Annotated in this window: 12 protein-coding genes; 11 read left to right on the top strand and 1 reads right to left on the bottom strand. The window is 49.5% G+C overall.

Features of this window, described 5'->3' with window-relative positions; genetic code table 11:
* The first annotated feature begins 339 nt into the window (after window positions 1-339).
* The 6 genes from mqnE to SPTER_RS19120 all read left to right on the top strand — a co-directional run bounded on the left by mqnE (window position 340) and on the right by SPTER_RS19120 (window position 5,968).
* Entirely contained in the window at window positions 340-1,440 is a 1,101-nt protein-coding gene (gene mqnE / locus SPTER_RS19145) for an aminofutalosine synthase MqnE (protein ID WP_144351858.1), read from the top strand.
* Window positions 1,441-1,448: 8 nt separating this feature from the next.
* Complete coding sequence (locus SPTER_RS19140) at window positions 1,449-2,264, top strand: menaquinone biosynthetic enzyme MqnA/MqnD family protein (RefSeq protein WP_246105364.1); 816 nt, start codon at window positions 1,449-1,451, stop codon at window positions 2,262-2,264.
* A gap of 3 nt (window positions 2,265-2,267) precedes the next feature.
* Entirely contained in the window at window positions 2,268-3,338 is a 1,071-nt protein-coding gene (gene mqnC, locus SPTER_RS19135) for a cyclic dehypoxanthinyl futalosine synthase (RefSeq protein ID WP_144351856.1), read from the top strand.
* 33 nt (window positions 3,339-3,371) lie between these two features.
* Window positions 3,372-4,205 carry an MTAP family purine nucleoside phosphorylase gene (locus SPTER_RS19130; RefSeq protein ID WP_144351855.1) on the top strand — a complete coding sequence of 278 codons (834 nt, stop codon included), beginning with the start codon at window positions 3,372-3,374 and terminating at the stop codon, window positions 4,203-4,205.
* A gap of 163 nt (window positions 4,206-4,368) precedes the next feature.
* Window positions 4,369-4,593 (top strand): PQ-loop repeat-containing protein, encoded by a 225-nt coding sequence (locus tag SPTER_RS19125; RefSeq protein WP_144351854.1) that lies wholly within the window; start codon window positions 4,369-4,371, stop codon window positions 4,591-4,593.
* Window positions 4,594-4,801: 208 nt separating this feature from the next.
* Window positions 4,802-5,968, top strand: a complete 1,167-nt coding sequence (locus SPTER_RS19120; protein ID WP_170233331.1) for an MFS transporter — start codon at window positions 4,802-4,804, stop codon at window positions 5,966-5,968.
* A gap of 247 nt (window positions 5,969-6,215) precedes the next feature.
* Here the strand turns inward: SPTER_RS19120 and SPTER_RS19115 are convergent, their stop codons facing one another.
* Window positions 6,216-7,130: a phosphotransferase gene (locus SPTER_RS19115; RefSeq protein WP_144351852.1), complete on the bottom strand. Its 915-nt coding sequence runs from the start codon at window positions 7,128-7,130 to the stop codon at window positions 6,216-6,218.
* A gap of 550 nt (window positions 7,131-7,680) precedes the next feature.
* Here SPTER_RS19115 and SPTER_RS19110 point away from each other — a divergent pair.
* From SPTER_RS19110 to cutC, 5 genes are all read left to right on the top strand, one after another.
* Window positions 7,681-7,980 carry a BMC domain-containing protein gene (locus SPTER_RS19110; RefSeq protein ID WP_144351851.1) on the top strand — a complete coding sequence of 100 codons (300 nt, stop codon included), beginning with the start codon at window positions 7,681-7,683 and terminating at the stop codon, window positions 7,978-7,980.
* Between the two features lie 28 nt (window positions 7,981-8,008).
* The gene (locus SPTER_RS19105) at window positions 8,009-8,299 is read left to right on the top strand and encodes a BMC domain-containing protein (RefSeq protein WP_144351850.1); all 291 of its coding nucleotides are present in this window, start codon (window positions 8,009-8,011) and stop codon (window positions 8,297-8,299) included.
* Between the two features lie 49 nt (window positions 8,300-8,348).
* Window positions 8,349-9,848: an acetaldehyde dehydrogenase (acetylating) gene (locus SPTER_RS19100; protein ID WP_144351849.1), complete on the top strand. Its 1,500-nt coding sequence runs from the start codon at window positions 8,349-8,351 to the stop codon at window positions 9,846-9,848.
* A gap of 13 nt (window positions 9,849-9,861) precedes the next feature.
* On the top strand, window positions 9,862-10,998 hold the full coding sequence (locus SPTER_RS19095) for a 1-propanol dehydrogenase PduQ (protein WP_144351848.1): 1,137 nt from the start codon (window positions 9,862-9,864) through the stop codon (window positions 10,996-10,998).
* 113 nt (window positions 10,999-11,111) lie between these two features.
* Window positions 11,112-13,580, top strand: coding sequence for a choline trimethylamine-lyase (cutC, locus tag SPTER_RS19090; RefSeq protein WP_211367327.1), 2,469 nt, complete (start codon window positions 11,112-11,114; stop codon window positions 13,578-13,580).
* The last annotated feature ends 41 nt before the right edge of the window (window positions 13,581-13,621 follow it).

Genomic DNA, 13,621 nt, shown 5'->3' with positions numbered 1-13,621 from the left:
TGGCTGTTCAACCGAGTGTTGTTTACAGGGCTAATTGGCATTAGGCAGGCCGGTGGCAGAATGTCTGACCTAGTCATTAATATGAGTTTGGGCAAGAACTTGCATCGCCTTCCCGCGGCATTTTTTTCTTTCCTGCTTCAACCAGGAAGGTTTAGCATGAGCAGACAGCTGCAATTCACCTTTGCACTTTGGCCGAATCTTTTATATGATAGGAATAGTGTTTTAATTCTAAATGAAAAAAGCTTTTATCCAGGGACTACGATACCAAATTTTTGTAGGCCTTGGCCTTGCCAAAGGCCGAAAAATATTATTTTGCTACTGGGCTGAGGAGATGATTGTTTGGATCAATTAGCATTAATTGAAGAAAAAGTGTATAAGGGAGAAAGGCTTACGAAGGAAGAAGGGCTGTATTTGCTGGCGTCCAACGAGCTTTTGCGGATTGGGAAACTGGCTTACAGCGTAAAGTGCCGTAAATCGCAAAACAAAGTATATTATAACGTCAACAGGCATATTAATCTGACCAACATTTGTGCGGCCCGTTGCAAATTATGCGCCTTCGGCTGTGATGCCGACGCGCCGCAGGCCTATATAATGGATAAAGAGCAAGCACTGGCCATTGCGCGCGCGGCGGTCAGGCAGGCGCCGGAGCTAACAGAATTGCATATCGTGAGCGCCCTCCATCCGGACAGGCCTTTTGCCTATTATACAGATATTGTGCAGAGCATCCACGCCGAGTTTCCCAGCCTGCACATAAAAGCCTTTACGGCCGTGGAGATTGTACATTTTGCCAAAATCTCCGGCAAGAGCATTGCCGAGGTCCTGACAGTCCTCAAAACAGCCGGCTTACGCTCTCTGCCGGGCGGCGGCGCCGAAATACTTAACGACCGGGTGCGGGGACTGATCTGTGAGAAAAAAGCCAGTGCCGGCGAATGGATCGAGGTGGCCCGCACGGCCCATAATCTGGGGCTGCACACCAATGCCACTATGCTTTACGGTCATGTGGAGACACCGGCGGAGCGGATTGACCACCTGATTACCCTGAGGTCCCTGCAGGACGAGACTGGCGGCTTTCAGGCTTTTATCCCCCTGCCTTTTCACCCGGAAAACACAGGCTTGGCTAATGTCAAACAGAGTACAGCCTGGGAGAATCTCAAGATGCTTGCTGTCAGCCGCCTGCTGCTGGATAACTTTGATCATATCAAAGGGTTTTGGATTATGTTGACTGTGCCGATTGCCCAGCTCTCCCTGGCTTGCGGTGTCGATGATTTGGATGGCACGGTAGTGGAAGAGAAAATCGTCCATTCGGCCGGGGCCAAAACCGCTCTGGGGATTTCCAAAGCCGATATTATTGCGTTAATCCGGGAAACCGGGCATCTGCCGGTGGAACGCGACACCTTGTATGGTGAAGTGCAGGTTCACCGGGAAGGGGAAGCGGTATGAGGCCGCGGGTGGGACATATTCAGTTTATCAATTGCCTGCCGCTTTATTATGGGCTGGTAAAAAGCCATGTGTTATGGGACGTGGACCTGATAAAAGGCACACCTACAGAATTAAACCGGTGCCTGATCGAGGAAACCCTGGATATTTGTCCAATTTCATCGATTGAATATGCCCGCCACTGGCGGGAATTTATGATGGTTCCCGACATTGCCGTGGGCAGTGACGGCCCTGTCACAAGTATCTTTCTGGTCAGCAAATTTTCCATTCAGGCATTAGGCGGCAAACGGATAGCTCTTACCAATACCTCAGCGACATCGCAGGTCCTGCTGAAAATCATATTGCGCGACGGCTATGGCATTGACCCCATTTGTTTTGAATCGCCGCCGAATCTGGGGGCGATGCTGCTGGAGGCCGATGCGGCCCTGCTCATTGGCGACCCGGCCTTGCAGATCCACTATCAAGTGCCGCCAGGCCTGTACGCCTATGATTTAGGAGCAGAGTGGAAACAACTTACCGGCCTTAAGATGGTGTTTGCCGTTTGGGCGATCCGCAGAAGTTATGCGGCCAATAATCCCGCGGTGGTCCGGGAAGTCGCCCGGGTTTTTATAAAATCACTGCGCTACAGCGAACAGCGTATCGACCAGGTGGCTAAAGATGCGGCGCGGTGGGAGCCGTTCAGTGCCGGGTTTCTGCAGGAATATTTTATGACACTGCAGTATGGTTTTGATGCCGGCCATCAGGCCGGTCTGCTGGAATACTACCGCCGGGCGTCCGCGCTTGGCTATATTGCCGAAATTCCACGGCTCGATTTTCTGGAGGTATAACTAATGGGTACCGATTGGCGGCAGATTTTGAACAGGGAATGGCAGAAATCCCCGCTTACCGACGAAGAAGCGCTGCTGCTGCTGCAGGCGGCAGACATCTGGGAATTGGGACAGGCCGCTGATTTGATGCGGCAGCACCATCACCCCGATTCGCCGGTGACGTTTATTATTGACCGGAACATCAATTATACCAACGTGTGCACAAATCAGTGCAAGTTTTGCGCCTTCTACCGTCAGGCCGATGCCCAAGATGCCTATTTGCTTGATGATCAGAGCATTTATCAGAAAATCGGGGAGACTATTGCTGCCGGCGGTACGCAAATCATGCTGCAGGGAGGGCTGCATCCCGGGCTGGGACTGGCCTATTTTGAAAAACTGCTGCGAGGCATTAAGGAACGGTTTGCTATTACCATTCACTCGCTGTCGCCGACGGAGATTGTTGATTTGGCGGCCAAGGAGCGCCTGACCGTGCAAGAGACTCTTAGCCGGCTTAAAAAGGCGGGACTGGATTCCCTGCCCGGGGGCGGGGCGGAGATACTTGATGATGCCGTCCGGTTACGGGTCAGCCCTGACAAGATTTCCGTACAGCAGTGGTTAGACACGATGGCAACCGCGCACAGGCTGGGTATGGCAACAACCGCGACCATGGTAATCGGGCTGGGAGAAACTTATCAGCAACGCATCAACCACCTGCGGGTTGTACGGGAACTGCAGGCCCTGACCGGCGGCTTTCGAGCCTTCATCATGTGGACCTTTCAACCCGGTAACACTCAATTGGGGGGAGGGAAGGCCTCGTCCTGGGAGTATCTGCGGACATTAGCCGTAGCCCGGCTTTACCTGCATAACATCAAACATTTGCAGGGGTCCTGGGTTACCCAGGGGCAGTCTATTGGGCAGTTAACGCTGGCGTTTGGTGCTAATGACTTAGGCAGCATTATGCTGGAAGAAAATGTGGTGCGCGCAGCAGGGACTGCCAATCACATGTCAACAGAATATATGGTGGATATCATTCGCGGCGCTGGTAAAAAAGCGGCCCAGCGGGATACCGCCTATAATATTATCAAAATGTATTAAAAAAATTTATTGTGGCGATTTTCAGGAGGAATTATGAAGGATATTCCCTTGGCCCCGGTGGCCATCATCGGCGGATCGGGAACCTTGTCGATGGAGTTTCCGCAGGCGTTAAAGCGGGATGATGTGGAAATTATTGCGCGGGAGCTGATATTTGATACTCCCTACGGACAAACGCCGCCTTTGCAGTTATTTGCACTGGCCGGCAGAAATGTGCTGACCTGCCGCATGCATGGCTGGCGTACCGGGGTTAGCAGAGCAGATGCGTCGCGCCAACTATTCTGGTTGTTCCGTGCGGCGGGTGTTAAAAAAATCCTGGCTGAAGGCGGCGTAGGCTCGGTCAATCACTTGCTTGACCCGCGCGACTTTGTAGTGGCTTCCGACTATATTGATCAGTCGGTGCGTAAAGATATTGGCCTTGAGGGACATTATCTGTTGATTATGCGCCAGGCACTCTGCCCGGACCTGCGGGAATGCCTGATTCATTTTGCTCAGGCCCGGCCGTTAAACCGGGTATTTACGCGTGGCGTGTATGTAGTTACGGATGGACGCCATTTTGAAAGCCCGGCCGAAGTGGCCATGTTTAAAGGTCATGGTGATATCATCGGGCAGAGTTTATGCCCTGAGGTGTATCTGGCCCGGGAGATTGGTGCCTGCTTTGCCGGCTTATACACGGTGGTAAACTATGGCGAGGGTATTGTTAAAGACTGGCAGCATAGTGAACTCAGCGAGATATTTTATGAAGATGCCCATGCGGTCGGCCATATTCTGCTTGATACGGTAAAAGCAATGGGCGATAAGCAAACCTGCGGGTGTGCTGATTTACGTAAACCTACCTTATTGCAGGCGGTTTACGGAGCACCTGAGTAGCTTTACCTCTATTTGTAGTTACGAGGATTGATTCTCAAAACTTAAAAGCTGCTCTATTTGCCTTACCGGCGTGGTTGCTGGAATTGTTCCCAAGCAGGAATAATGGTATACTAATTAAATGATGTACCTGTCAAATAATGATGAGGATCGGACCGGATAATCAATGGAAACCATTAATCTAGTGGAATGGCTGGGGTATTTGGCTTCGGCGCTGGTCGCAGTTTCATTTGTAATGAAGTCGATCAATAAACTGCGGTTTATTAACCTGGTTGGCGCTGTTCTCTTTGTCGTTTATGGGATAGCCATTCAAGCGATGCCTGTGGTCCTGGCCAACCTGTTTATTGTCTGTGTGAATGTTTATTATCTGTTTAAGAAAAATGCCGGATAAAGGTATCCGGGCACACCGCAAGCGCGCCAAAGACCTGCCGTATGGTTAATAATAAGACGGCAGGTCTTTGTATAGGCCGGAATGGCCGCCGCAGTGTGATTTTGATATGGACAAGCGGCTTGCAGGGGTCCAGTTGGAGTCAAACGCAGGCCGCGAGGCTATATTGCTTATCTTTTTTGCCTGGCGGCGCTCATCAGGGAGGGTTACTATGAAGTTATTATGGATACTTGGCATTAGCGGTTTTTTGGTCAATGCCGATAGCCGGGCAATTGCGCCGGTATTACCAGCTATTGCCGACGATTTAATGATCAGGGAAGCTGCGGTCGGTCTGCTGGTTTCGGCTTTTACTATTCCCTATGGATTATTGCAGTTAGTATATGGACCTATTGCCGATAAATTCGGCAAATTACAGACCATCTCAGTTGCCCTTTTTTTATTCGCCTTGGCCGAGCTTGCGTGCAGCTATGCTGATAGTTTTACTTCTCTGTTGGTATTCCGAATATTTAGCGGAACTTTTGCCGCTGGCATTATTCCGGTTTCGCTCGCCCAAATTGGCGACAGTTTTACTTTTGCGGAGCGTCCTAAAGCAATTTCTTTCTTTATGTCGCTGTCCATGTCCGGCCAGGCCCTGGGTATCGTACTTGGCTCCATGCTGGCTCATTTTTTTAGCTGGAAGTTTATATTTTTAGCAATTGGCCTTGCTGGAATGCTAGTTGGGCTTGCATTTTTAAGGGAGAAGTCACGGCTGGTACATATACCCCCAAAAGAACAAATCCCGTTAAAAGAACGATATAAAAGAATCTTTGCCAGCCGTCGCTCACGGACAGTTTATTTAGCAGTAGGCTTAGAAGGTGTAGTTTTATTTGGCGGCTTTACCTATCTGGGGGTTTACGGGAATAAGGTTCTGGGACTGGATTATTTTTCTGTTGGCTTACTAACCGCTGGCTTTAGTGTCGCTGCTTTTATTGGCAGCTATTTTATCAGCCCGATTATCAAGCAGGTTGGCCAACATAGAATGCCGTTAATAGGTTCCTCCCTGCTTACCTGTGCGTTTGGCCTTATATGGCTGATACCTCACTGGGGTGCATTATTGGCAGGCTTTTTATTGCTGGGGCTGGGGTTCATTGTTCTTCATACCACCCTGCAGACCTACGCAACCGAGCTTTTGCCTGAAGCCAGGTCAACCTGCATGTCCCTGTTTGCCTTTTTTTTATTTCTCGGTAATGGCATCGGTCCCGCTGGCCTGGGCTGGGTGTATGAGGCGGGCGGGGCGCAAGTCATGCTGGCGGCAACAACAGTCAGTTTGCTGGTGTATACAATGTATTGCAAGCTGGCCTTCAGGCAGTTTGCAGGGTCCTCTATTATGAAGGGCTAGCAAGAAAGTGCGAGAAGAGATTCGGCTCAGATGCAGTAATATCTAAGTTGCAAATAGGACATAGCAAATCAAACCCCAAAATAACTATTTTGGGGCTGATCATAAATAAAACAAAGGCTGAAAAACCCGGCAATATGAGCCGGATTTTCTAACCTTCGGTTTATTGGTCCACAGAATTTATAAATAAATTCTGTGGACATAAGAACGGCTAGACGGTAGCCATGCCAGCTGCTGTGCGTACTGTTAACTAACTCATGACCATACCGGCAATGGCGCAAGCGGGTGATTTGGATATTGTTTTGATATTTTTCCGGAAGCGTTCGTATCTGATAGTGCAGTATTCCAGAAAGTCATCGCCGTTGTAATGCCTGATTAATGCCCAGGCTGTCCAGAGTAAATCCTGGGCCATCATAAAGCTTTTTATTCTTAATTCCTCCACCGGGGTCAGTGGCCGGTGGAAATAGTCCTGGATTAAATAGTCGATCGCTTCTGCCGATAGCCTGGATTCAAGCATGTAGGCGGCCACGTCCCAACAGGGATCGTTCATGCCGGAATACTCCCAGTCAATAAGATAGGTTCTGCCGGCGTCGTCGATGATAAAGTTCTCAGGCACTGTATCATTGTGACAAGGGACAAGAATTGCATTTTGGCCATTTTTTTGGACAAAATTGACTAATTGATCTTTTAAGCGTGTGTAATCAAAGAAGAGGTCGCCGTGCAGCTGCTCTATGATCTGTTCGTATTTATGCAGCTCTGTTTGCCAATCGAAGCGGTTGGCAAAATGTTGGGGCAGGGAGTGAATCTTTTTCATTAACCGGGAAACTGCTGTCAGATTCTGTGGTAGGCTGGGATCGGCGTGGGCCATATTTTGGCTGTTGTTTATATAGATGCTGATTTTGATGCCGCTGTTTTCATCAAAATAAATACAATTAGAATTTACGCCGAGCTCTGAGGCGATATTATTATTGACCCTTTCTATTTTTCGGTCAATAATCTGTTCTGTCATGCCGCCAGGTTGCCTGATGACATATTCAATGCCCTTAATCTCCATAATATAGTTGTAATTGGTAAGGCCGCCGGCAAAGCGGGATTTATCGAAGACCATGCTTTTATCATGAAAAACATGGCGCAGCTTTTCTTGTACTAATTCTTCCATTCTCATAGTTAGCTCCACCAAGTATGTGAAACTTGGATTTTAGAATTTTTGATAATTCACTATAGCAAAAAAAACTAATAAAATCAATGCATGTGGACCTGATATCCGAGTCTGCCGCTAAAATTCGGCTGGTTTAGCTCACAGGCCAGGCATGTTTCCCTGCACATCACCGGCAGATTAGAAAAACCGGGGGTGTTTTTTTTCCGTTCATCGGATTCCCGGTCTGTTTGTTGCATAATTTTATATTGTTTTAAAATGTATTATTTTACCTCGAATTTTGAATTCTGTATGCGCAGCAGCTGAAATTTAGTCCTAATTTTGCCAGAAAATCATTTTAGTACAATAATTGGATTTTGTTTAGCTGCAATAGTACTATTTTGTATATTGATTTTTCAAAAAAAAATTTTTGGCATGTGATATCATGAAAACCAGCATTTATCGGTTTATTAAAGGTTAGACAAATAAATAATCGCAAGCTAATCATTGCAGATATGCAGGGTACCCATACGGTGGCTGTCCCTGGACGTGTAACGCGATAGCAAGAGGAGGGGTTTCGATGGAATACTTTGGGGAAGAAGCATTGGGCCTTGTTGAAACAAGAGGTATGGTACCGGCAATTCAAGCGGCAGATGTCATGTGTAAAACGGCTGACGTTGTGCTTGTTTCGTATGAGAATGTGGGTTCCGGGCTGGTCACGGTCATGGTGAAAGGCGATGTTGCGGCAGTGCGGTCGGCGGTAGAAAAAGGTGCGGCGGCGGCCGCCGCCATTGGCGAGATGACAGCCGCCCACGTCATGCCGCGTCCTGTCAGCAGGGTGGGGAAAATTGTCTCTAAACATGATATTGATGCCGGCTAAGCAGTGCTTAGTTGAAAGGGGAATCCGCGTGGAGAGAAATGATGCTTTGGGGTTCATAGAAACATATGGCCTGGTTTCGGTACTGGAGGCTGCGGATGCTATGTGCAAGGCTGCGGATGTGGAATTAGTCGGTTATGAAAATGTGGCCTCCGGTTTGATTTCCGTTGTGGTCCGCGGGGACGTGGGCGCGGTGCAAGCAGCTGTAGAGGCCGGCATCAAAGCCGCCGGCAAGGTGGGCCCGGTCTATAGTTCCAATGTTATTGCCCGGCCGCATGCGGACGTACAAAAGATTGTTGCCAAATATGTTATCGACTGGTAACGCAGTTGTTGTAAGCTTTGCTGCTACGCGGGAAAGGCGGTGGTGAGAGATGAATCGAATTGACAATGATTTGCTCTCTGTTCAGGAGGCCCGGATTCTGGTGGAAAACGCCCGCGAGGCGCAAAAAATACTGGCGACTTTTCCCCAGGAAAAGCTGGATAAAATTGTCGGGCATATGGCTGAAGCGGTGTATCAATACGCCAGGGAACTTGCCGTTATGTCCCAGGAGGAAACCGGTTTTGGCCAATGGCAGGACAAGTTTGTCAAAAATGTTTTTGCGAGTGACTTTCTCTATAAGAAAATCAGGGATATGAAAGTTGTCGGCGTGATTGGTGAGGACAAGGCCAACCAGACCATGGAGATTGGCGTACCTGTCGGTGTGATTGTCGCTTTGCCGCCTGCGACCAACCCGGTATCCACCAGCATCTATAAAACCCTGATTGCTATAAAATCCGGCAATGCGATTGTTTTTTCCCCTCATCCCAAGGCCAAAAAAACGATTGGCAAAGTGCTGGATATCCTGATACGGACGGCGGAAAAAAACGGATTGCCTTGCGGCGCTGTCGGCTATCTACGGACGCTGGCGGCCGGCGGTACCGTTGAGTTGATGAACCACAAAGATACCGCGCTCATTCTGGTTACCGGTGTACCTAAGATGGTCAGGGCGGCCTATACAGCCGGAAAACCGGCCATTTATGGCGGGCCGGGTAACGGGCCCGCCTTTATTGAGCGTTCAGCCGACATAAGAAAGGCGGTAGCAGATATAATTACCAGCAGAACTTTTGATAACGGCATTGTTTCCGCTTCGGAACAATCCATCGTTGCTGAGGACTGTATTGCCGATGAAGTGCGGCAGGAGCTCAGGCGGCAGGGCGCTTATTTCATGTCAGGACAGGAAGCGGAACAGCTCAGTAAGCTTTTTTTCCGGCCTGATGGCAGGTTAAACCCGGCAATTGTCGGCAAACCGGCGCTGGAGCTGGCCCGGCAAGCCGGTCTGTGTGTGCCGGGCGATACGAAAGTATTGATCGCCGAACAACAATATGTGTCGCCCGACAACCCGTATGCCAGAGAAAAACTCTGCCCGGTGCTGGCCTTTTATGTTGAAAAGGACTGGCAGGGTGCCTGTGAAAAATGCCTAGAATTACTGGTTAATGAGGGCCGGGGACATACGCTGGTCATTCACTCCCGGAATGAGCAGGTGATCCGGGAATTTGCCCTGAAAAAACCTGTATCCAGAATATTAGTGAATACTCCCGCCACATTAGGGGGGATCGGCGCGACAACCAACCTTTTCCCGGCCTTGAGCCTGGGATGCGGCGCAGCCGGCGGCGGGATTACTTCTGATAATATTTCACCAATGAACTTGATTAATATCCGGAAAGTCGGTTATGGCGTACGCCGGCTGGAAGCTATAACCAAGGGTGTGCAGACCGGGGAAGCCGCGGCAACAAGCGGAACCTGCTGCTCCACTCAGCTTGAAAGCAGGCCGGATTTGAATGAATTACTGAAAAAATTACTTGAGCAGCTTACGCGTGGCGAGAAGATTTGAGGAGACGGCGGTAATGAGAAAATTTGTCATTAAACCCAAGATTTATTTCAGTGAGGGATCCATGGAATTTCTTAAAGAAATCAATGGCTCCTGTGCGTTTATTGTTTCTGATGCGGTTATGGAGAAGTTGGGATATCTCCAAAAAACGGTCGATTATCTGAATGAAACAGGGATAAAGTCGGCTGTTTTTACAGAAGTGCGTCCTGATCCGGATGTACAAGTCATTGCCGCCGGGATGAAGAGCTACCTGGAGATTCAGGCCGATACCATGATTGCATTGGGCGGGGGTTCTGTCATTGATGCTGCCAAGGCTATTTTATACTCCCTCTGGCAGTTCAGAAAAGCAGCCGGGGAGGAATTCAGGAAACCACTGTTTATTGCGATTCCTTCGACAAGTGGTACAGGCTCGGAAGTGACGGATTTTTCCGTCATTACTGCGGAGGGCGAAAAAGTGTGCATTGTCGATGAGTGGATGGCCCCGGATATCGCTATACTTGATTCCACTTGCATTCAGCACGTGCCGCAGACGGTAGTGGCCGACACCGGTATCGACGCTTTGGTGCATGCCATTGAGGCTTATGTTTCTACTGAGGCAACTGATTGCACAGATGCACTGGCGGAGAAGGCGGTCCAGTTAATTTTTGGCAATCTCAGGACTTTATACAACGATGTGTCTGATTCCCGGGCGCGAGAACGCATTCAAAATGCATCCTGTATAGCGGGGATGGCCTTTACCAATGCGAATCTGGGAATTAATCACAGCCTGGCCCATGCTTTGGGAGGAACTTTTCATATTTCCCACGGACGGTCAAATGCGCTGTTACTGAGTACCGTGATTGAATATAACGCCAACCTGAATAACAGTGCCGACAGGCATGTCGCGGAAAAATACGCGAAACTGGCTGCTGTTTTGCAATTACCTGCCCGTACTTACCGGGAAGGAACAATCAATTTCATGCAGGCTGTCAAGGAATTGAAAAAATCTCTGGGAATTCCGGACGGTATTCGGACGTTGGGCATTGAGCAAAGCAAATTTGCGAACGAAGTGGGTAATATGGCCGAACTGGCGCTCCGGGACCGGTGCACCCCCTCCAATCCCCGGCAACCGTCCCGGGAAGATCTGATCGGTATTTATCAAAAAGCATTTTAAATAATCCTGGTAAATAAATGAGAGAGAGGACAAAAAAGTTGAATATTCAGGAATTCTCCAACAGATTTGCGGATGCAACAAAAAACTTGTCCCCGGAAGAAACGGCGGCCATTATGAAACTGTTCCAAGGCATTTCCAAGGAACTGTCCGCCAACAGTCCGGCAGCGTACCGCCAGGCAAAATCGCCGGTGCATGAAGGGGAGATCACCGGGCTGACACCGCGGCTGGAAAGATTGCGGGCCGCTTATTTACAGGCAAAACCCAGTGTCAGTACCTACCGGGCCAGGGCTTTCACCCAGGTGACCAGGGAAAACGCCGGCTTGCCCAAGATTCTTCTCCGGGCCAAGTGCTTCAGAAAAGCCTGCGAGACAGCTCCCCTGGTCATTCAACCGGATGAACTGGTTGTCGGGCATCCCTGCGGCAAGCCCCGGGCCGGGGCTGTATCCCCGGATATTGCCTGGCGCTGGATCCGGGACGAACTGGACACCATGTCAACAAGACCGCAGGATCCTTTTGAAATCAGTGAGGAAGACAAGCGGATTTTGCGGGAGGAGATTTTCCCTTACTGGGAAGGCCGGAGCCTGGATGAAATCTGTCAGCAACAATATGAAGAGGCCGGCGTATGGTCATTCTCAGGCGAAGCTTTTGTCAGTGATCTTTCTTATCACCAGGTAAATGGCGGTGGTGACACCTGCCCCGGTTATGATGTCATATTGATTAAAAAAGGTATTAATGGTGCCAGGCAGGAAGCCGTAGACCGGCTGAGTAAATTGTCGATGGAAAATCCGGATGACCTGGATAAGATTTATTTCTACAAAGCGGAAATTGAGACCTGTGACGGCATTTTGGCTTATGCCGCACGGCTTTCTGATTATGCCAGAGAACTGGCTGACCGGGAGCATGACCCAGCCCGGCAGCAAGAGCTTTACAAGATTTCCGGCATTTTGACACAGGTGCCGGCCAATCCACCCCGTACCTTTCATGAAGCACTCCAGTCCGTCTGGACGCTGGAATCGTTATTTGTGGTGGAAGAAAACCAGACCGGGATTTCCGTCGGCCGTCTGGATCAATACATATATCCCCTGTTCAAGGCCGACCTGGAAGCCGGCCGGATGAACAAGCTGGAAGCCTTTGAACTCTTAAGCTGCTTTATTATTAAATGCTCGGAAGTCATGTGGCTGTCCAGTGAGCTGGGGGCAAAATATTTTGCCGGCTATCAGCCGTTTATCAATTGCACGATCGGCGGGCAAAAGCGGACCGGTGGCGATGCAACTAATGATCTGACTTATCTGATTATGGATGCCGTTCGTTTTACCAAGATGTATCAACCGTCCCTTGCCTGCCGGATTCATAATAAATCACCGCAAGCATATCTGAAGAAAATTGTCGACGTGGTGAAAGCCGGGCTGGGGTTCCCCGCCTGCCACTTTGATGATACTCATATCAAAATGATGCTTGCCAAGGGGTTTTCGATTGAGGATGCGCGGGATTATTGCCTCATGGGCTGCGTTGAGCCGCAAAAATCCGGCAGGATCTATCAGTGGACATCCACCGGTTACACACAATGGCCCATTGCCATCGAGTTTGTTCTGAACCGCGGCCTGATGAAATGGCATGGTACCAGGCAGGGCCTTGATACCGGCGACCTTGACAATATCAGGACTTATGAAGAATTTGATGCCGCCTGCAAAAAGCAGATTGAGCATATTATTCGCTTGTCGGCCATTGGCACCATTGTCAGTCAGCGGGTGCACAGAGAGCTTGTTCCCAAACCCCTCATGTCGTTGCTGGTAGAAGGTTGTATGGAAAAAGGCACTGATGTCACAAATGGCGGAGCACTTGTCAATTGCGGTCCCGGCCTGATCTTCTCCGGTCTGGGAACCTATGCTGATTCGATGGCTGCGATTAAGAAGCTGGTATTTGATGATAAAAAATATACACTGAAACAAATTAGGGACGCCCTGGAGGCCAATTTTGCCGGCTACGAAGCCCTCCGGACAGATTGTCTGCATACACCCAAATACGGCAATGATGATGACTATGTTGATGAAATTGCCGCAGATATTATCATCTGGACTGAACGGGTCCACAACACCTTCAAAATGCTATTTTCGCACTTCAGTCATGGTACCCTTTCCATTTCCAACAACACGCCCATTGGGGAGATTACCGGTGCGACAGCCAATGGCCGGTCGGCCTGGACACCGTTGTCAGACGGAATCAGCCCAACCCAGGGGGCCGATAAGCTGGGGCCCACAGCCATCCTTAAATCGATCAGCAAGCTGAGTAATGAGTCCATGAGTATTGGCATGGTGCACAACTTCAAACTGCTGCGCGGTATTCTGGAAACACCGGAGGGGGAAAATGGCCTGATTACCCTGCTCAGAACAGCATCTATTCTCGGCAACGGCCAGATGCAATTCAGTTATGTTGATAATGAAGTGTTGAAGAAGGCCCAACTCGAACCTGACAAGTACCGTGACCTGATCATCCGTGTCGCCGGGTACAGTGCATACTTTGTAGAGCTGTGCAAGGAAGTTCAGGATGAAATTATCAGCAGGACCATGCTGGAGCATTTTTAAAAAAATTTGGTGACACGGAATAGTTGGGAATGCAAGCTCTT

Source organism: Sporomusa termitida (assembly GCF_007641255.1).
In the GTDB taxonomy this organism is placed as follows: domain Bacteria; phylum Bacillota; class Negativicutes; order Sporomusales; family Sporomusaceae; genus Sporomusa; species Sporomusa termitida.
Note: the sequence above shows the minus strand (reverse complement) of the source record. Positions and strands in the feature narration are given on the sequence as shown.